General features: G+C 40.0%; 34 protein-coding genes, 1 tRNA gene and 1 pseudogene. 34 read left to right on the forward strand and 2 right to left on the reverse strand.

Features of this window, described 5'->3' with window-relative positions; genetic code table 11:
- From BLW93_RS08830 to BLW93_RS06370, 14 genes and pseudogenes are all read left to right on the forward strand, one after another.
- A pseudogene (locus BLW93_RS08830) lies at nucleotides 1–846 on the forward strand (hypothetical protein); the annotation flags it as partial.
- A complete protein-coding gene (locus BLW93_RS06310; protein ID WP_076713246.1) occupies nucleotides 840–1193 on the forward strand; it encodes a hypothetical protein in 354 nt (117 codons plus the stop codon). The pseudogene BLW93_RS08830 and the gene BLW93_RS06310, both read left to right, overlap by 7 nt.
- A gap of 164 nt (nucleotides 1194–1357) precedes the next feature.
- Nucleotides 1358–2527 (forward strand): hypothetical protein, encoded by a 1170-nt coding sequence (locus BLW93_RS06315; RefSeq protein ID WP_076713247.1) that lies wholly within the window; start codon nucleotides 1358–1360, stop codon nucleotides 2525–2527.
- A 13-nt stretch (nucleotides 2528–2540) separates the two neighbouring features.
- The gene (locus tag BLW93_RS06320; protein ID WP_076713248.1) at nucleotides 2541–2939 is read left to right on the forward strand and encodes a head decoration protein; all 399 of its coding nucleotides are present in this window, start codon (nucleotides 2541–2543) and stop codon (nucleotides 2937–2939) included.
- 12 nt (nucleotides 2940–2951) lie between these two features.
- Nucleotides 2952–3920, forward strand: a complete 969-nt coding sequence (locus BLW93_RS06325; RefSeq protein WP_076713249.1) for a major capsid protein — start codon at nucleotides 2952–2954, stop codon at nucleotides 3918–3920.
- A 26-nt stretch (nucleotides 3921–3946) separates the two neighbouring features.
- On the forward strand, nucleotides 3947–4312 hold the full coding sequence (locus tag BLW93_RS06330) for a hypothetical protein (protein ID WP_076713250.1): 366 nt from the start codon (nucleotides 3947–3949) through the stop codon (nucleotides 4310–4312).
- Nucleotides 4309–4908, forward strand: coding sequence for a phage virion morphogenesis family protein (locus tag BLW93_RS06335; RefSeq protein ID WP_076713251.1), 600 nt, complete (start codon nucleotides 4309–4311; stop codon nucleotides 4906–4908). The genes BLW93_RS06330 and BLW93_RS06335 overlap by 4 nt, the downstream gene beginning before the upstream one ends.
- A 2-nt stretch (nucleotides 4909–4910) precedes the next feature.
- Nucleotides 4911–5360, forward strand: a complete 450-nt coding sequence (locus BLW93_RS06340; protein ID WP_076713252.1) for a hypothetical protein — start codon at nucleotides 4911–4913, stop codon at nucleotides 5358–5360.
- Nucleotides 5333–5872, forward strand: a complete 540-nt coding sequence (locus BLW93_RS06345) for a phage baseplate assembly protein V (RefSeq protein WP_076713253.1) — start codon at nucleotides 5333–5335, stop codon at nucleotides 5870–5872. The genes BLW93_RS06340 and BLW93_RS06345 overlap by 28 nt, the downstream gene beginning before the upstream one ends.
- Before the next feature lie 2 nt (nucleotides 5873–5874).
- Nucleotides 5875–6066 carry a hypothetical protein gene (locus BLW93_RS06350; protein WP_076713254.1) on the forward strand — a complete coding sequence of 64 codons (192 nt, stop codon included), beginning with the start codon at nucleotides 5875–5877 and terminating at the stop codon, nucleotides 6064–6066.
- Nucleotides 6067–6078: 12 nt separating this feature from the next.
- On the forward strand, nucleotides 6079–8382 hold the full coding sequence (locus BLW93_RS06355) for a phage tail tape measure protein (protein ID WP_076713255.1): 2304 nt from the start codon (nucleotides 6079–6081) through the stop codon (nucleotides 8380–8382).
- A gap of 2 nt (nucleotides 8383–8384) precedes the next feature.
- Nucleotides 8385–8759 carry a phage tail protein gene (locus tag BLW93_RS06360; RefSeq protein WP_076713256.1) on the forward strand — a complete coding sequence of 125 codons (375 nt, stop codon included), beginning with the start codon at nucleotides 8385–8387 and terminating at the stop codon, nucleotides 8757–8759.
- The gene (locus BLW93_RS06365; protein ID WP_076713257.1) at nucleotides 8759–8977 is read left to right on the forward strand and encodes a tail protein X; all 219 of its coding nucleotides are present in this window, start codon (nucleotides 8759–8761) and stop codon (nucleotides 8975–8977) included. Before BLW93_RS06360 ends, BLW93_RS06365 begins: the two co-directional genes overlap by 1 nt.
- Entirely contained in the window at nucleotides 8965–9960 is a 996-nt protein-coding gene (locus tag BLW93_RS06370) for a phage late control D family protein (RefSeq protein ID WP_076713258.1), read from the forward strand. The genes BLW93_RS06365 and BLW93_RS06370 overlap by 13 nt, the downstream gene beginning before the upstream one ends.
- A gap of 58 nt (nucleotides 9961–10018) precedes the next feature.
- Here the strand turns inward: BLW93_RS06370 and BLW93_RS06375 are convergent, their stop codons facing one another.
- Nucleotides 10019–10708: a hypothetical protein gene (locus tag BLW93_RS06375; protein WP_076713259.1), complete on the reverse strand. Its 690-nt coding sequence runs from the start codon at nucleotides 10706–10708 to the stop codon at nucleotides 10019–10021.
- Nucleotides 10709–10912: 204 nt separating this feature from the next.
- On the opposite strand from BLW93_RS06375, the gene tnpA reads away from it, so the two are divergent.
- From tnpA to BLW93_RS06465, 18 genes are all read left to right on the forward strand, one after another.
- Nucleotides 10913–11335 (forward strand): IS200/IS605 family transposase, encoded by a 423-nt coding sequence (gene tnpA, locus BLW93_RS06380; RefSeq protein ID WP_078058186.1) that lies wholly within the window; start codon nucleotides 10913–10915, stop codon nucleotides 11333–11335.
- The gene (locus BLW93_RS06385; RefSeq protein WP_076713260.1) at nucleotides 11336–12517 is read left to right on the forward strand and encodes an RNA-guided endonuclease TnpB family protein; all 1182 of its coding nucleotides are present in this window, start codon (nucleotides 11336–11338) and stop codon (nucleotides 12515–12517) included.
- A 346-nt stretch (nucleotides 12518–12863) separates the two neighbouring features.
- Nucleotides 12864–13115, forward strand: a complete 252-nt coding sequence (locus tag BLW93_RS06390) for a hypothetical protein (protein ID WP_076713261.1) — start codon at nucleotides 12864–12866, stop codon at nucleotides 13113–13115.
- Nucleotides 13116–13125: 10 nt separating this feature from the next.
- Nucleotides 13126–14319: a phage tail sheath family protein gene (locus tag BLW93_RS06395; RefSeq protein WP_076713262.1), complete on the forward strand. Its 1194-nt coding sequence runs from the start codon at nucleotides 13126–13128 to the stop codon at nucleotides 14317–14319.
- A gap of 14 nt (nucleotides 14320–14333) precedes the next feature.
- On the forward strand, nucleotides 14334–14858 hold the full coding sequence (locus BLW93_RS06400; RefSeq protein ID WP_076713263.1) for a phage major tail tube protein: 525 nt from the start codon (nucleotides 14334–14336) through the stop codon (nucleotides 14856–14858).
- An 11-nt stretch (nucleotides 14859–14869) separates the two neighbouring features.
- A complete protein-coding gene (locus BLW93_RS06405; RefSeq protein ID WP_076713264.1) occupies nucleotides 14870–15166 on the forward strand; it encodes a phage tail assembly protein in 297 nt (98 codons plus the stop codon).
- 78 nt (nucleotides 15167–15244) lie between these two features.
- Nucleotides 15245–15565, forward strand: a complete 321-nt coding sequence (locus tag BLW93_RS06410) for a GPW/gp25 family protein (protein ID WP_078058183.1) — start codon at nucleotides 15245–15247, stop codon at nucleotides 15563–15565.
- Complete coding sequence (locus BLW93_RS06415; RefSeq protein ID WP_076713265.1) at nucleotides 15562–16692, forward strand: baseplate assembly protein; 1131 nt, start codon at nucleotides 15562–15564, stop codon at nucleotides 16690–16692. Before BLW93_RS06410 ends, BLW93_RS06415 begins: the two co-directional genes overlap by 4 nt.
- Nucleotides 16685–17323 carry a phage tail protein I gene (locus BLW93_RS06420; RefSeq protein WP_076713266.1) on the forward strand — a complete coding sequence of 213 codons (639 nt, stop codon included), beginning with the start codon at nucleotides 16685–16687 and terminating at the stop codon, nucleotides 17321–17323. The genes BLW93_RS06415 and BLW93_RS06420 overlap by 8 nt, the downstream gene beginning before the upstream one ends.
- A gap of 1 nt (nucleotide 17324) precedes the next feature.
- Nucleotides 17325–18392, forward strand: coding sequence for a gp53-like domain-containing protein (locus BLW93_RS06425; protein ID WP_076713267.1), 1068 nt, complete (start codon nucleotides 17325–17327; stop codon nucleotides 18390–18392).
- 10 nt (nucleotides 18393–18402) lie between these two features.
- Nucleotides 18403–19329, forward strand: a complete 927-nt coding sequence (locus BLW93_RS06430; protein ID WP_076713268.1) for a hypothetical protein — start codon at nucleotides 18403–18405, stop codon at nucleotides 19327–19329.
- Between the two features lie 25 nt (nucleotides 19330–19354).
- Nucleotides 19355–19918 carry a hypothetical protein gene (locus BLW93_RS06435; protein WP_076713269.1) on the forward strand — a complete coding sequence of 188 codons (564 nt, stop codon included), beginning with the start codon at nucleotides 19355–19357 and terminating at the stop codon, nucleotides 19916–19918.
- A gap of 1 nt (nucleotide 19919) precedes the next feature.
- Nucleotides 19920–20453 carry a YiiX/YebB-like N1pC/P60 family cysteine hydrolase gene (locus BLW93_RS06440; RefSeq protein ID WP_076713270.1) on the forward strand — a complete coding sequence of 178 codons (534 nt, stop codon included), beginning with the start codon at nucleotides 19920–19922 and terminating at the stop codon, nucleotides 20451–20453.
- Nucleotides 20413–20919, forward strand: coding sequence for a putative peptidoglycan-binding domain-containing protein (locus tag BLW93_RS06445; RefSeq protein WP_076713271.1), 507 nt, complete (start codon nucleotides 20413–20415; stop codon nucleotides 20917–20919). The genes BLW93_RS06440 and BLW93_RS06445 overlap by 41 nt, the downstream gene beginning before the upstream one ends.
- Complete coding sequence (locus BLW93_RS06450) at nucleotides 20907–21386, forward strand: hypothetical protein (protein ID WP_076713272.1); 480 nt, start codon at nucleotides 20907–20909, stop codon at nucleotides 21384–21386. Before BLW93_RS06445 ends, BLW93_RS06450 begins: the two co-directional genes overlap by 13 nt.
- Nucleotides 21373–21561 carry a hypothetical protein gene (locus BLW93_RS06455; protein WP_076713273.1) on the forward strand — a complete coding sequence of 63 codons (189 nt, stop codon included), beginning with the start codon at nucleotides 21373–21375 and terminating at the stop codon, nucleotides 21559–21561. Before BLW93_RS06450 ends, BLW93_RS06455 begins: the two co-directional genes overlap by 14 nt.
- Before the next feature lies 1 nt (nucleotide 21562).
- Nucleotides 21563–21874: a hypothetical protein gene (locus tag BLW93_RS06460; RefSeq protein WP_076713274.1), complete on the forward strand. Its 312-nt coding sequence runs from the start codon at nucleotides 21563–21565 to the stop codon at nucleotides 21872–21874.
- A 2-nt stretch (nucleotides 21875–21876) separates the two neighbouring features.
- Nucleotides 21877–22101, forward strand: coding sequence for a hypothetical protein (locus BLW93_RS06465; RefSeq protein WP_076713275.1), 225 nt, complete (start codon nucleotides 21877–21879; stop codon nucleotides 22099–22101).
- A 108-nt stretch (nucleotides 22102–22209) separates the two neighbouring features.
- On the opposite strand, the gene BLW93_RS06470 is transcribed toward BLW93_RS06465, so the two are convergent.
- Nucleotides 22210–22296, reverse strand: a tRNA-Leu gene (locus tag BLW93_RS06470).
- 48 nt (nucleotides 22297–22344) lie between these two features.
- On the opposite strand from BLW93_RS06470, the gene proC reads away from it, so the two are divergent.
- Nucleotides 22345–23163, forward strand: coding sequence for a pyrroline-5-carboxylate reductase (gene proC, locus BLW93_RS06475; RefSeq protein WP_078058185.1), 819 nt, complete (start codon nucleotides 22345–22347; stop codon nucleotides 23161–23163).
- Nucleotides 23163–23915 (forward strand): UPF0280 family protein, encoded by a 753-nt coding sequence (locus BLW93_RS06480; protein WP_076713276.1) that lies wholly within the window; start codon nucleotides 23163–23165, stop codon nucleotides 23913–23915. Before proC ends, BLW93_RS06480 begins: the two co-directional genes overlap by 1 nt.
- Nucleotides 23916–24066 lie beyond the last annotated feature (151 nt).

Genomic DNA, 24066 nt, shown 5'->3' on the forward strand with positions numbered 1-24066 from the left:
AGGCTGGACGGGACGAGATTACCGCCTGATGACCCGTTCTGGGTTACATATACTCCCCCTAACCACTTCAATTGCCGTTCAACGGTAAGAGCAATATTCAAAGGCTCGGAAGAAGCAAAGAGAGTAAGGAAGTGGAAGCCAAAAAGCATTCCGGAAATTCCTGAAGGATTTGCAGCGAGTCCGTTAGATAGCTGGTGGAAGTTAACCGATGGAATGCTGAAGAGAATCGTAAAATACGGACTAAAAGACGAGGTTCTAAAAGAGGCAAGGAAATCGTGCAGAAAGAATTTTGAAGACTGGGAGTGTCCGGAGTTTGAGGAAGTTAGGAAGTTGATTGATAGCCATTTTCAACGTAGAGAAGCTATTAAGAAGCTTATTGGGGAAGGAAAGGCTCCTAAGGTTATATTAGTGGATGGAAGAGTTGTTGAAGTTGAGAAAGGTCAGGTTATTGAACTCTTCGTACATGACGCAACTCAAAAGTGGATAAGGAGTAAGGTAGTTGAAATTTTTGAAGACGAGCTGGGGAATAGGTATTACATAACGGAGTTTCACCTTAGAAAACACTTGCTTAAGGATAATTTAGAAAAGCTAAAGAAAGTGGGATTTACAAGTGAGAAGCAAATTGTTTCTTTTGTAAGGAAGGCTATTAAACGACCACAAGTAATTGTCTACGACGCTGATAAAAATGCTATTCTCTTTGGGAGGAAAATAGAAACGGAAGGTATTATTCTTTTGCCTACGGTAGGTATAGACAGCGGTGAAGTGAAGACAATTCTCATCAGAAGGAATAAATTTCAAAATACAAGGCGCTACAAAGTGCTTCACAGTGAGGTGGAAGGATGGTAACTGTACTTCACTTTGAAGACAGAGAACTGGCATTTGCACTTGATTCAGGGAAAGAGGGGGAAGGAGTAGATTTCTCTGGAGAGTTTGGCGATAATATCTACGATGATAATGGGGTAATTTGCTTTTACAACTATGCCTTCCGTTCCCTTAACGGCGAAGGTGACGTTTTCAGAGAGCTTAAAGGCTTAATTGAAGATGTTGAACTTTTTGAAAACCAGATTAAGGGTCTCTACACCGTCCCAGAGCTCGGCGTAGAGAATGCCACCTTCAAGGAAGTCCTTGAGGCTGTAAAGAGATACTACGAAGAAAAGCTCTCTTCTAAGCAACCCACCAAAACCACCGCCTAACCCTGCCAGCCGAGGCTGGCTTCCTCTCTTTTTTTCTTCCCACATCTCTACTAACCTCCGTTTTTTGCCTCAAAATTTCCGCCATTTAAGTCAATCCTGCCAACTCCTGCCACTTTCCTTTTCCTTTCGCTCTATCCTCAACCAAAAGGCCACTGGAGGAACGCTTGAGGATAGAGCTTGCTAAGGTAGGTAACTGGAACCGTCAAGTCCTGACGAAAGAACACTTAAAGCAGGTGGTTAAGAATTTCAAAGATGAGGTCCCTATCGTTTTAGGCCATCTTAAAGCAGACCACATGCCAGCTTTCGGCTGGATAAAGAACGTTGAGCTTTCGGAAGACGGGCAGATTCTTTACGGAGATGTGGAGCTTTCCGACGTCTTAAAGGAAGCCTACGACTTTGGCCTCTACAAAAAGTGGTCAATCGGTTTAAGGAAGAACGACAGAGGAGAATGGTATCTCCACCATTTAGCATTCTTAGGCGCAGTCCCGCCGAGAATTAAGGGTTTAAAGGAAATGTCTGACCTTGACGATGTGGAGACTTTTGAGTTTTCCTCTTCTCCAAAGTGGAAGGCCTTTGCCAAGACCGGCTATCCGATAGCTCCACCTGATACTCCGTGGAATCCTGACGCTGCCAAAAAGCGAATCGTTGAAAAGTACGGCTGGGCAAAACTTAAAACCTGCGTCGGAGCTGTTGACGTATCAGAAGAAGAAACTCCAGAAGCTTTTTCCAAATACAAGTTTCCTTTCTGTGACGTAATAGACGGTGAAATCAAGATAGTTCCAAAAGCTGTTTCCGCTGGTATTGGCTATCTGAATGGTGCAAGGGGTGTGAAGGTAGACGAATCCCTTGCAAGGGTAGTTAGGCCCGTTTTTGAAAAGCTAAGAGAGCGCATAGAGAAGGCTAAGGAAAAGAAAAACTTTTCAGATGGAGGTTTTGACATGCCTACTGTTGAAGAGCTCCAAAAGCAGATAGAAGAGCTTAAAGAAAAACTTAAAAAGGCAGAAGAGAAGGCTGAGTTTGCAGACTCTTTGAAGTCCGAGCTTGAGAAATACCGCAGGGCTTTAAAAGAGCAAAGGAAAGAACAGCTCAAAAAGGTCATGGAGGGCAAAGTTCCTGCCGACAAGATTAAGCTCGCTCTTGAATTTGCAGACAAGGTTGAGATTGCAGACCAAAAGCTTGAATTCTCAGACGAGAAGAAAAGGGACTTTTTTGACGTATTAAATGAAATCTTCTCTTCTCTTCCAGAAGTAAAAAGACTTGATGAAGAAATGGGTTTTGGTGATCCAGCTAAAGATGACGTAAACCTTGCAGATGCAATGCTCAAAATACTTTAAGGAGGATTGAGATATGGCAGTAAGTGGAAATGTCGGAATATATACACCACCAAAACCAGAAGAAAGTGTTTATAGTGAAGAAAGACACCCAGTAGTGATTATTCCTATGAGTGTTAAAGCTGCTCAAGGAATTCTTGAGAGAGGAACAATTGTAGGAAAAGACAGCAACGGTCTTATTGTTCCTTATAACCCTAATGCCACTATTACTTTATCAGACGGAACAACTGCTCCAGCTCCAGAAGCAACCCCGGTTGGAGTTCTTGTTGAACGTATAGATACAGACAGGGAAACTACTGGAAACGTTCTCGTTCATGGTGTTGTGTTTAGAGAAAGACTCATTAGAGTAGATGCTACAGTTGACGTAAATGACTTAGATAATCTTGCAAAAATCGGAATCTGGAATATCGGGTAAGGAGGATAAAAAATGATTGAACTTGAAAAACTTTTGCAAAATCCGAAGATAGTTGCGGAAGTTATTAAAACCCTACCGCCGATTCAAACGAAAGTTCTTGATGATGTTTATACTCGCAAAGTTAATCATCCATTCCCACAAATTGGAATTAAAGAGATTCAAGATGTAGTCGGTGCTGTTCCTGTAGTAAGAAGAGGTGCTCCTGGAGTTCCTGTCAGCGGAGGGGATGCTTCTATTAACTATATAGAGCCTCAGCCAATTAAGGTTGCAGATTCTGTTTCTGCTGCTGATGCCAACAACCTCAAGTCTATGGGAGGTCAAGGATATAGAGCATTTCTTGCCCAAAAGCTTGACATTTTAAGAAGAAAAATCAAAGCCACAACTGAAGCTTTAGCTGCACAGTCTCTTACAGGAAAAATTAGCTATCCGATAAGGCTTGAAAACGGACAGAGTGATACTTATGAAGTAGATTTTGGTTCTCCAATCTCTTATACGCCGTCTGTTACTTGGGACTCTGCCGATTTAAAGTCAGTTTTTAATCAGATTGTAGAAATTGAAGCAACTTTGCAAGAACAAGGGATTGCTCAAAATGTAACCATTTGGGCGGGAAAAACTGCCTTTATGGAGCTTGTAGGAAAAATTCAAAGCCTTCAGGCAAACACAGTTCCGCAACCAAAGTTTGAAGGAAACAAGATAAATCTCTTTGGCTATACAATTGAAATGGTAAATCAAAAGTACAGACTCCCTGACGGCACTCTTAAGCCCGTAGTCCCAGATAATCAGATTGTCGCTTTTGATAAGAACGCTGGATTCACGCTCTTTTATCTCGCTGTTGATAACTTTAAGGCTGGACTTCAGGCGGTTCCGATGTTTGTTTCTTCTTATCAAACTCGGGACGGATCATCTTTTGTGATTCAAGCAGAAAGCAAGCCTCTTCCAGTTCCTATCGTGAAAGCTATCTGTTGGGCAACCGTTCTATAATCGGTTGCCTTATTGGGAGGTAGGGGATGATTAACGTTGAAGATATTAAGAAAGAGCTTCCCTATTCTCAATACAGGATGCTAACTCAGGACGATGATTCTGTTGCAGAAAGAGCTATTGAAAAGGCAAGAATTTGGATAGAAGCTAAGTTTGCAAAGTGCGGTAGAGAAGTTGATTGGGATCTTTCTTACGTTCAAGAGGCTCTTTTGAAGAGAGCTCTTTACGAACTTTATGCTTTTGGTGAGCAGGAAGAAAAAGCAAAAGACAAAAAGGAAGATGCAGAAGTTCTCCTTGAAGCCGTCCTCGGGGATTGTGTGTCAGATAATGAGGGAGATAAAACGCCTTACGCAGCGGTTAAATCTCCTCCTTTTGACTGGTATGGATTTAAATGATGAGCGTTGAACTTGAAGGATGGAATAGGTTGAAGAAGGCACTTAACGAGTTTGCTAAAAAGTTTGACCGGGAAGCTACCGAAAAGATAGCTCAGCATATCGTTTCAAAATCTCAGAAAAGAATAAAGAAAGGAAAGATTAAACCGCCCGCCTCTCGCTTTACCCTTTCTTTGAGGGAAGGAAGTAGAGGAAAAACGCTTCAGGATACCGGTGCTCTTATGGAGTCAATTACATATAAAATAGAGGGAAAGAAAATTAAGATAGGATCTAATCTTCCTTATGCCAAAGTGCACCAGTTTGGAGCAAAGATAAAGGCAAAGAAGGCTCAAACTTTATGTATTCCCGCTACTAAAGAAGTTCGGAGGCTCTCAAAAGAAAAAGGCGTAAGAGGTGCTTTAGAAGAACTCAAAAGGAAGGGTTACCACATCTGGTTTGAAGATGGAGTTATAAAAGGAAAGAAAGGAAGAAGAGGAAGAGAAAAAATTCTCTTTTACCGCAAGAAAGAGGTTGAAATACCAGCAAGGACTTTTGTTTATATGACAGAAAAAGATTGGGAAGAGATTACAGAAATGGTTATGAGTTGGCTTAAGGAGTAGCCATGATTGGTTTCCTGAAAGAGTTGGCAGATTTCATTACAAAAAACACAGGGTTGCCCGTTGAGATAGAACCTTCTCCTGCTTCTCCTCCCGATGCTCACGTTAGGATTATTCCCAAAGGGCTTTCTTATCAGTCTTACGGGAACACGCCTAACGACCTTACAAAGCAGGGACTTGTTCAGTTAGCCGTGGAACTTCACCTTGTAGCAGAAGGGACAGGAGAAGTTTTTCTAAAGATGGTTTATGAAGCCTCCCTGAAACTCAACAGGCTTTTTGATGGCTATCATGCCATTACTCTTGGGACAGAAAACTCTATTGGCTTTTCCGTTGCAGTAGATAAGATTTCAGAGGGCGAATTTTTTGTAAATCGTGAAGAGGGGAAATTTCCTTATATGTTCATGGAAAAATGGAAGGGGACAATAACATGGAGAATGTCATACGCGTTGGAATAGTCACGCAGGTTTATGACGACAGGGCTACCGTAAGAGTGCAGTTCCCAGATGATGATGAAGAAGTGAGTTGGGAATTTCCGGTTTTACAGAGAAAAACCCTTAAAGACAAGGACTACTGGTTGCCAGATATTGGAGAGCAGGTTGTTGTAGTGATGCTACCGTATGGACAGGAACAGGGATTTGTAATTGGCGCGATCTATTCTGAAGCCGAAAAACCTCCCGAAAGCTCAAAAGGCAAAAAGGTTGTTGTCTTTGAGGATGGAACGAGAATAGAGTATGACAGGAAAAACCACAAGCTCTTTTTAGATGTGAAGGGAGAAGTCGAGATAAAAGTTTCCGGAAATGTAAATCTATCATCAGAAGGAAAGGTTTCTATAAAGGCTTTAAGCAATGTTGAAATAGATGGAGGTTCTGGCGATTTATCAGGAGTAGTAACTCAGAGTTGTATCTGTCCGTTTATTGGCAAACCTCATGTGGATTTTTCTTCTAACGTAAAAGTCAGCAAGGGATAATAATGGCATTAGATAAGACAAGTTTAAAGAACAGAATTTTGTTTGAACTTCAAGCACAAGGATTTGGTGTAGGTACTACAGATAAAGATGGAATTGATTGGATAGACAAGTTTGCCACAGCAATAGCTAATGCTGTTGTGGACGAGATTCAGCAAAATGCGGAAACTTCTGTTGAAGGAGAAAAAATACTTTGATTGGGGTAGGTTGTGTTAGGGAAGCAATTTGAAGTTTTAGCTGTTTTTAAGGTTGTAGATAATCTGACAAAGCCTATAGATGAAATGCAGAAAGCTATGACTGGATTTCGGAAAAGCATTGAAGGAGTCAGAGAAGGACTGGATAAGATTCAAAATGCTGGAAAAAAGATGGCAGCGATGGGAACGGCCATTACGGCACCGTTCGCAGGTGCAACGTATCTTGCTATGAATTTTGATAAGGCGATGAATGAAGCATCCACTCTCGTTGATATGAGTTTGCAGGAGTTTAGGAGGAAATACGATAGACAAATTCTTAACCTTGCTAAAGAACTTGGACAATCTCCAGAGCAGGTAGCAAGAGCTTTTTACCAGGCTATTTCTTCCGGTCTTGATCCTGACAAAGCCATTTCTTTTCTAAGACAAGCAGGAAAAGCTGCAATTGCTGGAGTTTCAGATATTTTCACGGCTACAGATGGATTAACAACTGCTTTAAACGCTTGGAAAGAATTTGGTTACACTGTGGGGCAAATGTCTGACTATATGTTTTTGGCTGTAAAAGCAGGAAAAACAACATTTAGAGAGATAGCTGCATCTATTGGAAACGTAGCCCCAATTGCAGCTAAGGCTGGAGTTTCTGTTCAGGAAGTTCTTGCAGCCATGGCTACTGCTACAACTCAGGGTGCTACAACAAGCGAAGCATTCAATGGCATAAGAGCGGCTATAGAGTCTATCATGAACCCTACTTCTCAAGCTGAGAAGTGGTTTGAAAAACTCGGCGTTCAGATAGATGCAAACACTCTAAAGCAGAAAGGATTAAAAGGAACCCTTGAAATCCTTTCTAATGCGATAAGGGGCTATACAAATGATGAAGCAGAACAGAAAAAAATCCTTGCAGAGATTTTCGGTCAAGTAGAAGGGTTAAATCAGGTGTTTGCGATAACTGGTTCTGGAGGCAAAAAGTTCGCAGAAATCCTTCAGATGATGGGTAAATCAGCTGGCGCGACAGATAAAGCATTCAAGAAAATGGCTCAATCCGCTTCCTTTCAGTTTAGCCAAATGAAAACATCCTTACAGGTTTTAGGTATCTCTATTGGAACTCTGCTTCTGCCTCCTTTGAATGCTATGCTTAAAACTATTTCAGCAGCTATAAAGCCTGTAATCGACTTTGTCCAAGCTCATAAGACCCTTGCCAAGGTTTTAGTCTATCCCGTTGTTGGAATAGGGGTTCTTCTAACGGTTCTTGGAAGTTTAATGGCAACAATCGGCTTTGTTGGTCAAGGAATTCTCAGTTTTGTTGAGTTTATGCCTGTTCTTACATCAGGTTTATCAACTGTTACTAGTGCAGTTGTTGGTTTTTCTACAACGCTAATTACTGGTCTGATTTCTGCACTAACTACTGCTATAACTACAATTCTTAGTTTTTCCGCTACACTAATTACGGGTTTAGTCTCAGCACTTACTGCTGCTACTAGTGCAGTTATTAGCTTCACGACTGCCCTTTTAGCCAACCCTATAACCTGGGTTGTTGCTGGAATTGCTGCCCTTGTAGCTGCTGGTTATTACCTTTACAAAAATTGGGATACGGTTTCTAACTATATAAAGGGAATTTGGCAAGGTGTAAAAGAGTTCTTTGTGTCTGTTTTTGAAGGGATTAAAGGAATCTTTCAGGGTGTTGTTTCTTTCTTTTCTGCTGCCTGGCAAAAGTTTGTTTCAATCTTCCTCTGGACTAATCCGATTACAGCCCCGATAATGGCACTAAAGAAACTTCACAACTTTGCGAAATCCATTAACCTTTTTGAAGCTGGTAGGCAAATAATAGAGGGACTTTGGAAAGGTCTTGCTTCAATGGCAAAGAAACCACTTGAAGCTATTGAAAATATAGGACACTCCATTAAAGAAAGATTTAAGTCTATTCTTGGCATTTCTTCGCCTTCTAAACTATTTATGGAGTTTGGACATTTTCTAAACGAAGGGCTTGGAATTGGAATGCTTAAATCAATTGGTGTAGTCCAAGATGCAGTTAAAAGAATAACTTCCGTTTTGCATTTGCCTGAAGATAAAAGATTAAGAATTGCTCTTGAAACAGCAACAAAAGGTGGTTTGCCTGCTGTTGCCGGGATATTGACAGCAGGAATGATGCCTGCGGTTGGAAACAGCTATCAGCCTATAAATATTAGTATAACAATCAGCAGCCTTGTTGTTAGCGACAAAAATGATGCTTCAATAGTTGCAAAAGAAATAACTGGACTTACAAAAGCTGAACTTGAAAGAATGTTAAGGGAAATTCATGAACAACAGCAACGCAAGAGGTATTAACAATGTGGGCACAGCTCGGAACGGTGAAATTTGAGCTATTGGAAACGCCGGAGGCAGTTAGGCAAAGGTATAAGTGGGATTATGTAGAGCATAAGGTTTTAGACGAGAAGTCTCATTTGCAAAAAATGGGTAAGTCTTTGCAGGAATTAACACTCAAAATCAAGCTTTCTACTGCTTTCGGAACTGACCCAAAGGAAATGCTTTCTGTTATTTACGAGAATGCAGAGAAGGAAGAGCCTTTGGTATTTATTCTTGGGAACGGAACTGTTGTGGGTAAGTATGTAATAGAGGAGATTGCAAAAGAATGGAAAAGGACAGATAACAAAGGGCGACTTTTAGCAGTTGAACTTGAGATTAAACTCAAGGAGTGGAATTAATGCCAAAGACTTACACGACAAAAGCTGGCGACCGCTGGGATTGGATAAGTTATCAATTTTACGGCACTTGTGATTTGTACAAAGAAATTCAGAAAGCTAATCCTGATCTACCTATTGATCTCATAGCTTCCCCTATCTTGCCAGCGGGCATTGAGCTTGTTATTCCAGATATTGAGACACCATCAACGCCAGAGGAACTACCGCCGTGGAAAAGATAAAAGTTCCTCTTTGGGACATGCTTTGGAATGGAAAGAATGTTACAGATTACCTGACCCCTTACGTTCTTTCCGTTACCTATGAGGACGTTTACCACGGTGAGTCAGATACGATAGAGATAACGATTGAAAACAGAGACTTGCGCTGGCTTCAAAACTGGTATCCCGAAAAGGGTGACACGGTAGTTTTGAACATTGGCTACAAGAATGAACCGCATTTGCCCTGTGGAGAATTTGAAATTGATGAGATTGAGTTTTCTGGAAGTAGAACAGGTGGGGATACCGTTCACCTTCGGGGGATAGCTGCACCGTTCAAGAAGTCAATCAGAGAGAAGAGAACTATAGCCTATGAGAACGCCGCTCTTTCAAAAGTTATTAACCTTATAGCTGATCGGAACGGCATGAACGCCGTCGTTGAGCTTGACTCTGACCCCACTTTCAAACGGATAGACCAGAAGCAAATGGCAGACCTTACTTTTTTACGCGAACTTGCAGAAAAATACAACGCCAGCGTAAAGGTGCAGGGGAATACGGTTTACTTTATCTCTAACGATAGACTAAAGGAACGGAAACCAGCTTTAACGATAGAGAGGAAGGACATTATCTCCTACTCCTTGCGGGATAAGACCCACAACATCTACAAAGGGATAATCATCACCTACCACGACCCAAAGACCAAAAAGCTCCTAAAGTATCGGGAGGACTGGACAGGCTACAAGGCAGGTGCTGATTACTTGAAGATTAACGAGAAGGTAGAGAGTTTAGAAGAGGCAAAGATAAGGGCAAGAGCTGAAAGGTATAAATACGATAGCAAAGAAAAAACAGGAAGAATAACAATGCCCGGTAATCCTCAAGTTATGGCGGGGCTTGTGGTAGCTCTGAAAGGTTTTGGCTTAATGGACGGAAATTGGCTGATAGAGAGGACAAGGCATACGATTTCAAGGACTGGTGGATGGGTTACGGAGATGGAGGTCAAGAAAATTTAATTTTCACATCTGTTTTATATCTGAATACCTGCTTTCTTTAAAAGCTATCTTGATTGAATTATTGAATAGCTTTTAGATTCTTTCGACAAAATACTCCTATTTCTGGTCTTTCATAGCAAACATTGATAAAACTTTCTTTGTCGTATATTTCAGCATCGGAAGGATATAAGTAAGTGTTGAATAAGGCATATACCGCCGATCCTAAGTTACGTTTTTGGTTTTCTCTTAGATCTTTCCAAGTTGAACATGCCGATGAGGCAATAAATCTAATTTTCATTAAATGTTTTTCATTTCCATTGTAATAAGGTTTCATGTCAAATATGATGTACAAGAAATCATCAAGGTTATACTTACAAATTTTGTCAAATACACGACCGATGTTAGGAAAGTAATAGTCAAATCTCGGATTTGTTCTAAAGTTTCCCTGGAACTCAACAATGATGTTTTTCTTAACTATACTAACTTTAGCCGGAAAAGCGGCGACTTCTATTTCCTTGGCAAGTTTTTTTGAGTCTATTTTTGCCGTTTTAGGTTCTTGCTGCTCCTTAACCACGTCCTGTTTTTCTACAGTTTTACTTTCTTTAGTTTTATTTTCTTCTGTAGTTGGTGCAATGATTACCGCAAGCACAAAAGATGCAATTGCTGTTATTGCTGCTACTTTCTTTGTTTTTTTATTTATAAAAGCGTAAACTAAATAAAAAGAACTTCCCAGGAAAATTAACGTTAATAGAAATAAAATTATATCCATTCCTTCTTCCCTCCTTAATATTATTGAAGGTTTTTTATTCTTGTAAAATTATATCAGAATTATATTTTAGGAAAAATTTTGCGCTAATCCTCCCCTTTTCAAAGGGGAGATACAGCGCACGGCGTAAGCCGTTTTTTGACTATGCGTGTGTGAAGAATAAGCGTTTTTACTTTGGTTTACTCCGTAATTTGTTATACTAAATGTATGAGCAAAACAAATCTGAAATCCAACGTAAAGAGAGGTAGAACCTGCGTATATAACTGCAACTACCACATAGTTTTTTCAACCAAATACAGGAGAAAGGTATTAACTCCAAAGGTAGAGGAATATCTGAAAAAGGTGATTATAGAAACAGGGATAGGGAAAGGCTTTGAAGTAGCTATGATAGAAGTTGGAGAACAAGACCACGTTCACATATTTGTATCTGCACATCCCAAAATAGCACCTTCCTACATAGTGAAGATGATAAAGGGAATAAGTGCGAGAAAGTTGTTTTTGAAATTCCCCGAGCTTAAAAAGAAGTTGTGGAAAGGACACTTGTGGAATTCCTCTTACTACATAGAAAGCATAGGCTCAATTTCTGAAGATGTGATACGCAAATACATAGAGAACCAAAAGAGGAAGTAGATGCTCTACGTTTACAGGTTCAGACTTTACCCTAAGAAAGGACAAGTAGAGTTTTTAAACCGTCAAATAGGTCATTGCAGGTTTGTTTACAACAAGCTTCTTGAAATAGCTAAAGAGTCTTATGAAAAAGAAGGAAAAAAGTGGAACTACTATGAATACAAGAGACTGCTGCCAAAACTTAAAGAGGAATTTCCGTTTCTTAAAGAAGCTAACAGTCAATCGCTTCAAGAAGCCGTAAAGTGGCTTGATAGAGCGTTCAAGAACTTCTTTAAAGGACTTGCGAAATTTCCCAGATTCAAGAGGAAAAAGAGAGTAAACAGCGTATCAATTCCCCAGCATTTCCGTATAGAGGGAGACAAAATCAAAATACCAAAACTCAAAACACCGATAAAGCTCAAAAAGCACAGGGAGATAGAAGGAAAAATAAAGAGCATCTCAATAACCAAGTTACCTTCTGGAAAGTTCTACCTTAACGTCCTTGTTGACAGGGAAATAGAACCACTTCCAGAAACAGACAAAGTAGTAGCAATAGACGTAGGACTAAAGTCTTTTTGCACCCTCTCAACGGGAGAGAAGATAGAAAATCCAAGACACCTGTTAAAGACGGAAAAAAGACTTAAAAAGCTCCAGAGGAAGCTATCAAGGAAGATAAAGGGAAGCAACAAATACCTAAAACTGCAAAAGAATATAGCAAAACTCCACGAAAAGATAACGAACCAGAGGAACGACTTTCTCCATAAGCTAAGCAAAAGGATAGTCGGCGATAACCAAGTCGTGATAGTGGAAGATTTAAACGTCAAAGGGCTACTTCAAAACGGCAACCTTTCAAAGCACATAGCTGACGCAAGCTGGAGGAAGTTCATCACCTATCTGGAGTGTAAGACGAAGCTCTACGGTAGGAAACTCATCAAGGTAAATCCATTCTATCCGTCGTCAAAACTCTGCTGGGTGTGTGGATATAAAAACGAGAATCTCAAGCTGTCTGATAGAAGATGGGTATGTCCTAACTGTGGAACGGAACACGACAGGGACTACAACGCAACCTTAAATTTGCTGAAAGAAGGACTCAGAACACTCAAGGGTTCGCTCACCTTACGAGCGGTAGGGCTGGGACGGCCCGAACTTATGTCCGTGGAGAGTGTGAGTGCACTCGTTGAAGCGGGAAGCTCCTCATTTCAATGAGGAGTAGTTCACGTCTTCTATCAGCAATGGCTACAAAAATTTTCACCACCCGCTTGTCCTCCCTATTATAATAAGTTCTATGACATCATAGGTGTAGGGTTACCATGTTCATCAAAGTCTACGCACAGATTACAACTTCCTTGGTTCAATTCCAACTTTTTTCCTATCGGTAACTTGCAAAGTAAAAAGAACGCATTTCTGTCCACTTGTAAATTTTCTCCTATTATTTTTGATTATAAAGAATCTTCTTACTTTTCATTTTTTAAAACAAAAAACCTGCCAAATCCTGCCACTTCTTGCCTCTCCCTGCCGTAGTATGGAAGAAACCGCTATCTGGAGGTAAGAAGTGGCTAAAGACAAGAAAAATACAGAGGTACAGGAAAAGCAAAATACCCAGGTTCAGAAACAACCTAAACAAACTCAAAAACCTGCCCAGAAGCCCAGGAAATACCGCTCTCTATCAAGTTTTATAGAAGTTTTTGAGTATGAAGGAAAGAGATACACAATTCATCCCAACTCTATCGTTGAAAATCTTCCGGAAGATGCTCCGCAGGTAAAAAGACTTATCGAGCAAAAGAAACTTGTTGAAGTTAAGTAGGGGGTAAATAATGGCTTTTAACCATGGTGTTTATATACAGGAACAGGATACGGCAGTATTTGGTGTTAGAACTGTTGATTCGGCATTGCCTTTTGTTGTTGGTAAAGCTCCTGTTGGTGCACCTGTTAATCAAGCTGAGCTTGTTTTTAATTTCACTGACTTTGTCAACAAATTCGGCTGGAGTGATGATACTGAGACTTATACTCTATGTGAATTCGCAAAAGTTTATTTCCAATTCTACGGAAATGCCCCAGCTGTTTTTGTAAACGTCTTTGATCCTGATGTTCACGTTGACGATAGTGGTAACCCCGATCCTTCTTTGGTAACTGCTGCTGATGTAGTTGGAGGGGTAGATTCAACTACTGGAGCAAGGACAGGACTTGAGCTTATAGAAGAAGTTTTCCCTCGTTTTGGAAAGATTGTGGGAACTATTCTTGCACCTGGATTTTCTCACGATTCAACTGTCTATAACGCAATGATTGCTAAGGCTGAGAATCTTTCCGGACACTTTAAGGCTATGGCTTACATCGACGTTCCACCTGACGCTCAGACTCCGGCTGACATTGTGGCATTTAAGTCAGGGATTGGTTCTCCACACGCTTACGTCGTGGCTCCTGGTGTGAAGTATGGGGATATTGTTCATCACCTTTCTATTCACGCAGCGGCACTTACTGCTCAGGTTGATGCCAATAATGATGGTGTTCCTTTCGAGTCTCCTTCTAACAAAGAACTTAGAATTTCTGAACCTGTTAAGGCGTTTACTATCCAGGAAGCCAACTACTTAAATGAGCAAGGTATTGCAACTGTATTTAAAATGTTTTCTGGTTACAAACTCTGGGGTAACAGAACTGCTGCATTCCCCGGTAATACAGACATAAAAGACTCTTTCCTTCCTAACCGCCGTATGGCTAACTGGATAGAAAACAACCTTGTTGTTAACACCTGGCAGAAAGTAGATGACCCTATGAACAAAAGACTTGTGGAATCTATTGTTGACACATGGAACATAGCTCTTGGCGGTCTTGTTGGCAGAGGTTATCTCCTGGGTGCTAAGGTTTACTTTCTTGAAGATGATAATCCGCTAACGGACCTCGCTAATGGAATAATAAGGTTCAGAATAAATTACCTTGCACCACCACCAGCAGAAGATATTGAGTTCATTCTCGTTGTAGATGTCAACTACTTCAAGAATCTCTTTAAGTAAGGAGGCAATCGGCCATGGTTAACATACCAACAAAACTGAAAGATGTAAACTTCTATGTTGATGGTAAAGACTGGATGGGAAAGGGGGAAATCAAACTCCCAGATATTTCTCATAAAACACAGGATGTTTCTCCCATGGGAATAGCAGGAACTCTCTCTCTGCCAAACGTTGGAGACATTGAGCCACTCAAAGGAGAAGTTAAGCTCCTGACTGTCTGGAAAGACTCTCTTGCGGTCTGTCTCAACCCTAAGCAGGCTGTAATGCTTGACGTTAGAGGAGTTGTTCAGGTTATGAATCCACAAACCGGGCTTATGGAAGATAAGCCCGTTGTAGTCAAAATGAGAGCTTACTTCGCAAAAACCGGTATCGGAAACTGGAAACCCGGAGAGGGAGACCAGCCTACCCTTGAATACTCCGCCGTTTACATGAAGATAACCGTTGATGGACAGGACGTCTTTGAATACGACCCGATTGCCTACAAGCTCATCGTTAACGGTCAAGACCTACTCGCTGACACAAGAGCAGCACTTGGAAAGTAAAGGGGGATTAGATGAGAGTAACCGTTAGGAAAAGGAAGGCTAACTATCAGGAGATTGTCATAAACGAGCCTACCGTTGAAGACATGATTAAGGCCGAGAAGATGAGTGACGGAGACAGAAGTTTTGAGTTTGCTGTTTGTCTCCTTTCAATCATAGCTGAGTTTGATGGCCAGAAACTTCCTCCAGAGGAGATTAAGAAACTTCCCGCATCGGTTTTTTTAGAAATCTCCCGCTCGTTTATGGAGTTGGGACTAACGGAATTAGGCGAGCAGTTATCCTCCTCTCAAAATCAACAGGCTGGGGATTAAGGGAGATTCTCTCCCTCCCCTATTCTGAATTTTTGGAATGGCTTTCTGCGGCTGGCAAAGTAGAAGAGGAGATAGGAGATGCAGTTAAAGCTGGGAGCGATAGGAGAGATGGTTGAGGGAATAGAGGATTTAAGACAGAGGGTAAGGATAGTTCTTGAGACGCCCAAAGGTTTTGACCCTCACCGCCCGGAATTCGGTTCAAATATCTGGCAGTGGCTTGATAGACCTTTTACTGAAGCTATGCCTAACGTGATAGCTGAAGCCTACGAGGCGATAGAACGCTGGATAACAGACTTCAAAGTAAGTCAAATAAAAGTGGAAGAAGCTAACGAAAACGGAAGATTCTTCTTTTCTATACGTGGCATCTGGAACGGTGAGGCTGTCGAGGTAGAGGTATGATTGACTTAAACACATTGCCTGAGCCTGTATTTGTAGAGGCTGATTACGAGAAAATAATTAACGAGCTTATAGCCTCTTGGGAAGCTCAGACCGGTGCTCGGCTCCAGCCTGCGCAGCTTGAAAGGCTAATCCTTGACGTTATCGCCTACAGGGAGAACGTCTTAAAGCTTGCCATAAATGAAGCTGCTAAGCAGAACCTACTTGCTTTTGCCAAAGGAGAGGAGCTTGACCACTTGGGCGCTCTTCTCGGAGTTAAAAGGCTTCCATCTCAACCCGCCTTAACTACCTTGAGATTTGAATTCCAAGAACCTTTACCTGTGCAGATTCTAATTCCAAAAGGCACTCAGGTTAGAAGCTCCGACGGTAAAGTTATTTTTCAAACAAAAGAGGACGTAAACGCCGAAATAGGAAGTGAATACGTTGACGTTTTGGCCGAGTGCACTGAAGTTGGAATCATCGGAAACGGTTATGAGACCAGCACGATAAACGAACTTGTTAATCCACTTCCTTACGTTTCAAAAGTTTACAACATAACAATTTCTACAGGCGGTGCAGATGTAGAAGATGATGACCACTTTAGAAGCAGAATTCAATTAGCACCTGAAAGTTTCTCTAATGCAGGAAGTAAAGGAGCTTATATCTACTTTGCAAAAACAGCTCATCAAGATATAGTTGACGTTGCAGTAGAAAGCCCGGAGCCGGGAGTGGTAAACGTTTACCCTCTCCTTAAAGGAGGAGTTATTCCGGGAGATGAAATTATCTCCCTTGTTGAAGAAACTCTTAACGCTGATAAGGTAAGACCGCTAACTGACAAAGTTCAGGTTTTGCCACCTGACCCTGTTAGCTTTGACATTAACGTTGACCTTTATATCTATAAAAGCTACACGACTTTAGCCAACACTATCAAAACTGAAGCTGAAAACAGACTCAACGCTTACGCCGAAAAACTCAAAAACAAACTCGGAATGGATATTGTTCCAGAACAAATAATCGATTTGCTTCAGAGTATTCCTGGTGTTTACAGATCCCAAATCAATTCTCCGTCAGAGTGCCAAGTTCTGCCACTTAATCAAGTTGCAGTCGTTAATCTAATAACAGTAAACATTGTTGTGGCTGTCGATGGCTAAGACTATAGAACTATTTCCTCCTAACTTAAGGGAAGATAAGAACATACAAGCCTTTGCAAGTATTCTTGATAAGGTTTTTTCCGAACTAACAGAACAAGACCTCCAAAAGCTTTTTATCTATACTATCAACAGCCAACCTGAAGAGGTTTTGGATTGGTTAGCCTGGCAGTTCCACGTTGAAGGCTATGACTTATCAGAAAGTTTAGAAGAAAAAAGAAACTTAGTTAAGTCTGCAATAGAGCTCCACCGCTATAAAGGAACGAAACACGCAATTGAAAAAGTTCTGAAAGCCTTAAACATTTCTGGTGAAGTTAAAGAGTGGTTTGAATACGGGGGAGAACCCTACAAATTCAAGATAGAGCTTGGTATTCAGAATAGGGAAATCACTCCAGAACTAAGAGACAAACTTCTCCAGCTTATAAACGAATATAAAAACGAAAGAAGTTGGCTTGAGGAAATTCTTCTTTCCTATCTTGCTGTTGGAGCTTTCCCTTTCGCCATAGGGCAGATTGCTGAAACAGAATCTTTTTCAGAGTGTCAAACAGAATTGGAGTGGCTTGCAAGTGGTTCTATCCCGCTTGCTGTTTCTTCGGTAGCTGAAACCGAAGCTGTAGCAGATATGGAGGCTTAAGGTGGCAGAAGGAAAAACCGTCATAACTCTGAATGGATTAAAGGCTCTAACAGAGGCTTCAACCCTTGGCAGGCAAGTTAAGCCTGTCTATTTCAAGGTCTCCGACCAGGATATCGGAGACATTTATCCTGGTATAGACATAGATGACCTTTCAGGAGTTTGGTATCAAGCAAATATTTCTGGTTACATCTCTGTCAACGATTCAACCGTTCAGTTCATTCTGGACATACCAGAAGAATCTGCAACAAAGTATGGAAAAGTTTTCGGACTCTATCTTGAAGATGGAACCCTCTTTGCCGTTGCAGTTCCTCCTTATCCATTTCCGCCACTAATGCGTCAGAGGTTTAAAGTCCAATTCGTTTGGCAGCAAATAGACTCCGTAATGAATTTTGAGGATATTCCCTTCTATGAATTTGACCAAGACGTTGTTCACCTTGACGCTATTTCCACAATCTCTTTGGCTCTCTTTGACGTTCAGGAGCACTTGATAGTTCTGGAGCAGTTCAAGGCTGATTACTATCGCTTTAAGTCGGGAGTTTCTGAAAGACTCCAGAACCACGAAGAAAGAATTTCAGCAAACAAATATGAAATAGAAGCCCACGAAAATGCAATTCTTGATACGTCTTCAACACTTTCAGAACAGGTGCTATCTCTTTCAGAAGTAGTCGGACTCATTCCGGAAGCTATTGCTGAAGCGGTGAAGCAACACAACACAGATACCGAATCTCACCCTGACATCAGACAGAAAATATCCTCTCTATCTTTGGCACTTTCTTCTTTGATTGTCCAAGACGTGCGAAATCCTGGATGGATGAAAATCGGCAATTTGCTGATAGAGTGGGGCTCTGTGGCAAACAACGGTAACGGTGGTGCCTCTGTTGTTTTCCCGAAACCATATTCAGAATTCGTGATCCCATTACTCTCATCATCGCAGGCAAATTCACCTGCACATCATGTCTATGTTGCAAATCTATCACTTGAGAGTATGGGCATCGCCATCACGAGCAGTGATGGCGCCCCCAATACAGACACGGATATTTCAGTTTATTGGTTAAGTATAGGAAGATAAGGAGGTTAACATGGGTGTAAACCTTGCAGAATTTAGTCAAAAACTTGATAGGTTGATTTACAACATGTCAGAACAAAACAAAAAAGCATATACGACTTTTTTTGACCCAAATCCTCAAACTGTACAGCTTCCACAGTTAGATGAAAATGGAAATCTTGTAACAGTTGAACTTCCTAACCGAGCTCTCATAAAGAAACAAATGTGGGATGATTTTGGTGGTGCAATTGGGCAAATGTATAAAACTGTTTATGTTGATGCTGTAAACGGTGATGATTTAAATCCAGGGACTTCTGATGCACCATTTAAAACATTATCAAAAGCATTATCAGTTATTCCTACTGGTGGGTGGGGGATTATTTTTTTAAAATCAGACATTGTTTATGGTGGAACTGATAATGTTATCGTGGCTAAAGATAATATAACTGCAATAATTTTAAAAGATTCTTCTTTAACAACTCATCCAAAAATTACATTTAATAATTACACAAAAATATTACATGGTAATAACAATAGGTTGTGGTTTAATAGTATTGATTTTGATTTTAATTTGTCAGGGTTTACGTATAGTCCATCATTATTTATGTGGAATACTCATGTATATCAAGGAGATGCAGGAATTTCAATGGGAGGTGGATTAGGATTTGATTATTGTAATATAAATATAAATGTTGATTTTGATTATCTTGTTTATTTAGTAATGTCAATTCCATTTATTAAAATGGTCAACACTATAACTACATACACTAATTCAACTGGGAATGATTATTTTAAAATTACAGATGCAGCTCAATGTGTAAACATTAATTTTGAAGGTAGTTGGAGCATAATTGTCAACGGAACTGTGTTATCAGATTCTGATATATCATCTCATATTGTTAGTATAGTTAGAGATACTAATGGTGTTCCGAGAAATATTCTATCAAACATAATCCTTTAACAAATAAATCTTGAGAGGTGAAAAGATGATTGAAGTAATCAAATTAGGAAATTTAGTTTATGAAAATGCAGAACTTAAAATACTTCAACCAACAGCTTTTAATGAATCAGGAGAACCAACTGAATTTGAAGAAATTCTAAATCCTATATTTCCGCAAGATATAGATTCTCTAAAGGTAGCTTTCAAAGATACTCTTGACTGGTTTACAACAAGATATATTAATCAAAAACTTCAAGAAATACAAGAAGATTTACAAGATTTAGTATCTGAATCTAATTATCTTGAAGGAGTATTTCTCTCTTTAGGTTATGATATTAACCAAGTAAAAGCTGAAGTAACAAAAGTAGCAATGGGAGTAGAAGATATAGCTACAGCACAAGCAAATCTTTCTTTACCAGATGAACATCTTCCATACTTAGAGAGAAGTGTAGAAATAGCCAAGATTTTCAAGTGGAAAGAAGATGTTTGGAAAGCAGAAGAACAATTAGAAGCAAAGGTAGATGGTTACACTGACTATGAATCTTTGCTTGATTTTGATGTAAAAACTGAATGTGAGACTGCTTATTCCGAAATCCCATTAGAGGTATAACGTGCCAAAAGCCTACGTCCTTGCCTCAAAAGGAATCAGCCTCACGAGCCGAGCTATACGCTTTCGGCAGTGGGGCTTTCCCTACACTCACATAGCCTACTGCCTTGACTTAGCAAACCCTAACGACCCAATAGTAATAGAAGCGTGGTGTAGTGGCGTTAGAAAAGGAAAGTTTTCAGGAGCTCACACACCAGGAACTGAATTTTCCGTTTTCTCAGTAAGCGTCTCAAAAGAACAAAAAGAAAAGATAGAAAAATTCCTCTTTAGCCAACTTGGGAAGCCTTACGACTTTTTAGGAATCTTAGGATTTGTTCTGTTTAATCCAAATATAGAAAGCAAAAACAGATGGTTCTGTTCTGAACTTGTATTTACGGCATTCAAACAAGCAAGAGCTGAACTTCTCAAAAACACCCATCCTTCAGAAGTCAGCCCCCGGCTATTTCTAAAGTCCCCACTTTTACAATTTGAATATTCAGCAAAGTTAGGAGAAGATTATGGCGTTCAAAGAGGCTTTAAAGAAGGTGCTACAACTTGAGGGTGGACTCAAGCTTCATAAGAATAAAACAGAAAGATTTGAGACCTATGCAGGGATATATAGAGGAGCCCATCCCGAGTGGGAAGGGTGGCAATACATAGACAGAGGAGAAACTCCACCGTTTTCTCTTGTAGAGAGCTTTTACTACGAAAACTTTTACAAGCCTTTTGAGCAGGTAGGAAGTGAAAGAATCCGAGACCTTCTCTTTGAAACCTCAGTCAACCTTGGAGTTCGCCAGACAGTAAAACTTGCACAGAAGGTTTTAGGAGTAAAAGCAGACGGAATAATCGGGGAGAAGACCCTCTCTGCCTTAAACAGCATAAAGGAAGAAGAGTTCATCAGAGACTTCACCCTTGCAAGAATAGCCTTTTACACGGCATTGGCAAATAGGAACCCTAAAAGATATTCCATTTACTTAAGAGGTTGGATAAACCGAACCTTGGAGGCTTTATCGTGGGTATCTTAGACTTTCTTACAGGAGGAGTAGGTAAAAGCGTTGTTGATGCTGTCAAAGAGTTAGCGGATGATTTTATAACTACCGATGAAGAAAAATTTGAACAGTTAATCAAAAAAGAAGAATTGCGATTAAAACAGGAACAACTTAAACTTGAAAGAGAAAAAGCCTACCTGCAGGATGCTCAGAGCGCCAGAGAAACCTACGCAAGAGTCTCTACTTCCGATAAAGCACCGTTCATCAATAAGATCTTTCCATCGGTTTTAGCCATGCTGACCGTGTTATTAACATTTATTCTGTTTTTCTACTTTTCTCAAGGTAAATTTGAGGGAAATCAAAAGGATATAGTGATATACATTCTCGGTGTTCTTTCAACAATTACAACACAAATATTCGCTTTCTATTACGGTTCAAGCCTTGGTTCAAAAAACAAAGAGGAAATCATCAAAAACTTTGGAGGAAAAAATGGACTACTTTGACAAAATAGTTGCAATCCCGGAAAGTTTTTCAAAGCAAGACCTTGAGGAACTCAAAAGACAATATCCGCAGCTTGATTTTCAAGTAGTGAAAACCCCAGTTGGCATGAGGCTCAAAATCTCTGGAATGACTACTGGTGAGATTATAGAGGAGATAGAAAAACAGATAGGGGTGTAGCATGGAAATAGAAGAAAGGTTAAGAAAACTTGAGCTTGGATATACTCGAATAGAAGGGCAGGTTGTTACGATTGCAGGGGATATAAAAGACATTAAAAGAACGCTTAAGGATTTAGCTGAAATTGCAAAAGCACAGATAAAATTGGATGCGACACTACAATCTTTTGACAATGAAAGAAGAACTCTTGAGAACAGAATTGAGAAGATAGAAGAAGAGATAGCATTTTTAAAAAAGATAGCTTATTCCGCTGTTGCTCTTGCAACAGTTGGAATGCCAATTGGCGTTGAGATACTCAAATATTTTCTGAGGTAAAAATGCAAAACAAAGATAAGCTCTATCATTTTATAATAGGGATTTTGGCTTTCACCGTTCCTGGATTCTTTTTTAGTCCACAAGTGGGTTTGATTTTTGCAGCTATACTGGCAACAGCAAAAGAAATGTATGATGCCAGACACTCAGAACATACATCAGATGCAAATGATCTTATAGCAACTATCAGTGGTGCATTATTCGCATTTCTTTTATTTTTTTCTGGGTGAAAACTGGGTGCAAAACTGCACCCAAAACTTCCAAAAAATTCCAGATAATTCCAAATAATTCCAAATAGGGTTTAGCAAGGATAAACATTGTGGGACTTGGAAAAACATTGGTGCCCGGGGCGGGAATCGAACCCGCACGCCCGTAAGGGCAAGGGATTTTGAGTCCCTCGCGTCTGCCAGTTCCGCCACCCGGGCTTTTTTGGTATTCTTAAAGTGCTTAAAAATAAAATAGGCGGAGGAATTATGAATGCAAGAGTAGGATTCATCGGTGGCGGTAAAATGGCAGAAGCTTTGATTGAATCTATTATAGCCTCGAATAAAGTTAAGTCTTGCAATATAAACGTTTCGGATGTTAGTGAAGAGAGGCTCGAATATTTAAAGCAAAAATTTGGTGTTAATACTTTTATCTTGAATACAGAGGTAGTTGCTCTTTCTGATATTATTATTCTGGCTGTTAAGCCTCAGGTTATGACGGCTGTGTTAGAAGAGATTAAAGATGCTGTGATTCCTCAACAGTTGATTGTGAGCATAGCAGCTGGATATCCTATTGAAAATATAGAGAAGCTCCTTGGAAAGGATAAAAAAATTATTAGAGTTATGCCCAATATTCTTGTTAAGGTTAGTGAAGGGACGATGGCTTTTAGCCCGAACATTAATGTTTCTGACGAGGAAGTGTCACTGTTTAAAGGACTGTTTAGTGTTGCAGGTGAAGTTATAAAGGTTGAAGAAAAGTTAATGGATGCTGTTACCGGTCTTTCTGGAAGCGGTCCTGCTTTTGTATTCTTAGTTATTGAAGCACTGGCAGATGGTGGGGTTAGAACAGGTTTGCCAAGAGATATTGCTTTGAAATTGGCAGCACAAACTGTAAAGGGCTCTGCTGAAATGGTTTTGAGAGGGGAGCATCCTGAAGTCTTGAAGGATAGTGTTATTTCTCCTGCTGGAACGACGGCTGAAGGTATTGCAAAGTTGGAGGAGAAGGGTGTCCGTTCGGCATTTATAGAAGCGGTTTTTGCAGCTTTTAGACGTTCAAAAGAGATCTCCGAACTTATAAAGAAGTGGTGATGAAAAAGACAAGACCGGAAAAAAGATTTTATAGACGATTTGTTGCCAATAAAGGTATTTCTTTTGAAATAGGTGTTGGTGAGAGTGATTTGTGGATCTATCTACCGGAGATATTTGCAGTTCCTGAAAATCTTAAAAAGAAACTTTTAGATTATCTTATTCTACTGCGCAGGCAGATTGAATCTTATATAGAGCAGAATCCTGATTTTTATTCAAGTCTTGTTCCTATATCTGTTGATTATGTACTTCTGCCAGAAATCATTAAGAAAATGTTGATTGCTTCTTCTAAAGTTGGTGTTGGTCCTATGGCTGGTGTAGCTGGTGCTATTAATTACTTTATGGGAAAGAAGTTGGAAGAGTTGGGATTTAATCAATACGTAATTGAAAATGGTGGAGATGTTTTAATTTCTTCAAATAGAGAGAGAGTGCTAAAACTTTATACCGGAAACTCTAGGATAGATGAAACCATAGGTTTGAAAATTCTGCCAGGGAAATGGGGAGTTTGTAGTTCGTCAAGTAAAATCGGTCATTCTTTAAGCTTTGGTAATACTTTGATAGCTACGGTTATAGCAGAAGATGTTGTTGTATCTGATTGTGCGGCAACTTTTATGGCTAACAGTAGAACTGTTGAGATGTTTAAAAAAAATGCTAAAGAACTTGTCAGAAAACAAATTGTTTCCGGAGTTTTCGGTTTTATTGAGAATAAAGTTGTTATAGTTGGCAAAGTTGATTTGGTTAAAATAAAGGTATAATATAATATTGTTAATTTCTTTCTAATTTTAGCGTTGAGGCTTAAATTGAGGAAACTTCTGTGGTCTGTTCTTTTGGTTGTGTCAATAATTTTGTGTAAACCATTAGGAGTACCTCCTGGAGAACATATCCTGAAGTTCTTCCTTAGCCTCA

This window comes from Desulfurobacterium indicum (assembly GCF_001968985.1).
In the GTDB taxonomy this organism is placed as follows: Bacteria; Aquificota; Aquificia; order Desulfurobacteriales; family Desulfurobacteriaceae; genus Desulfurobacterium_A; species Desulfurobacterium_A indicum.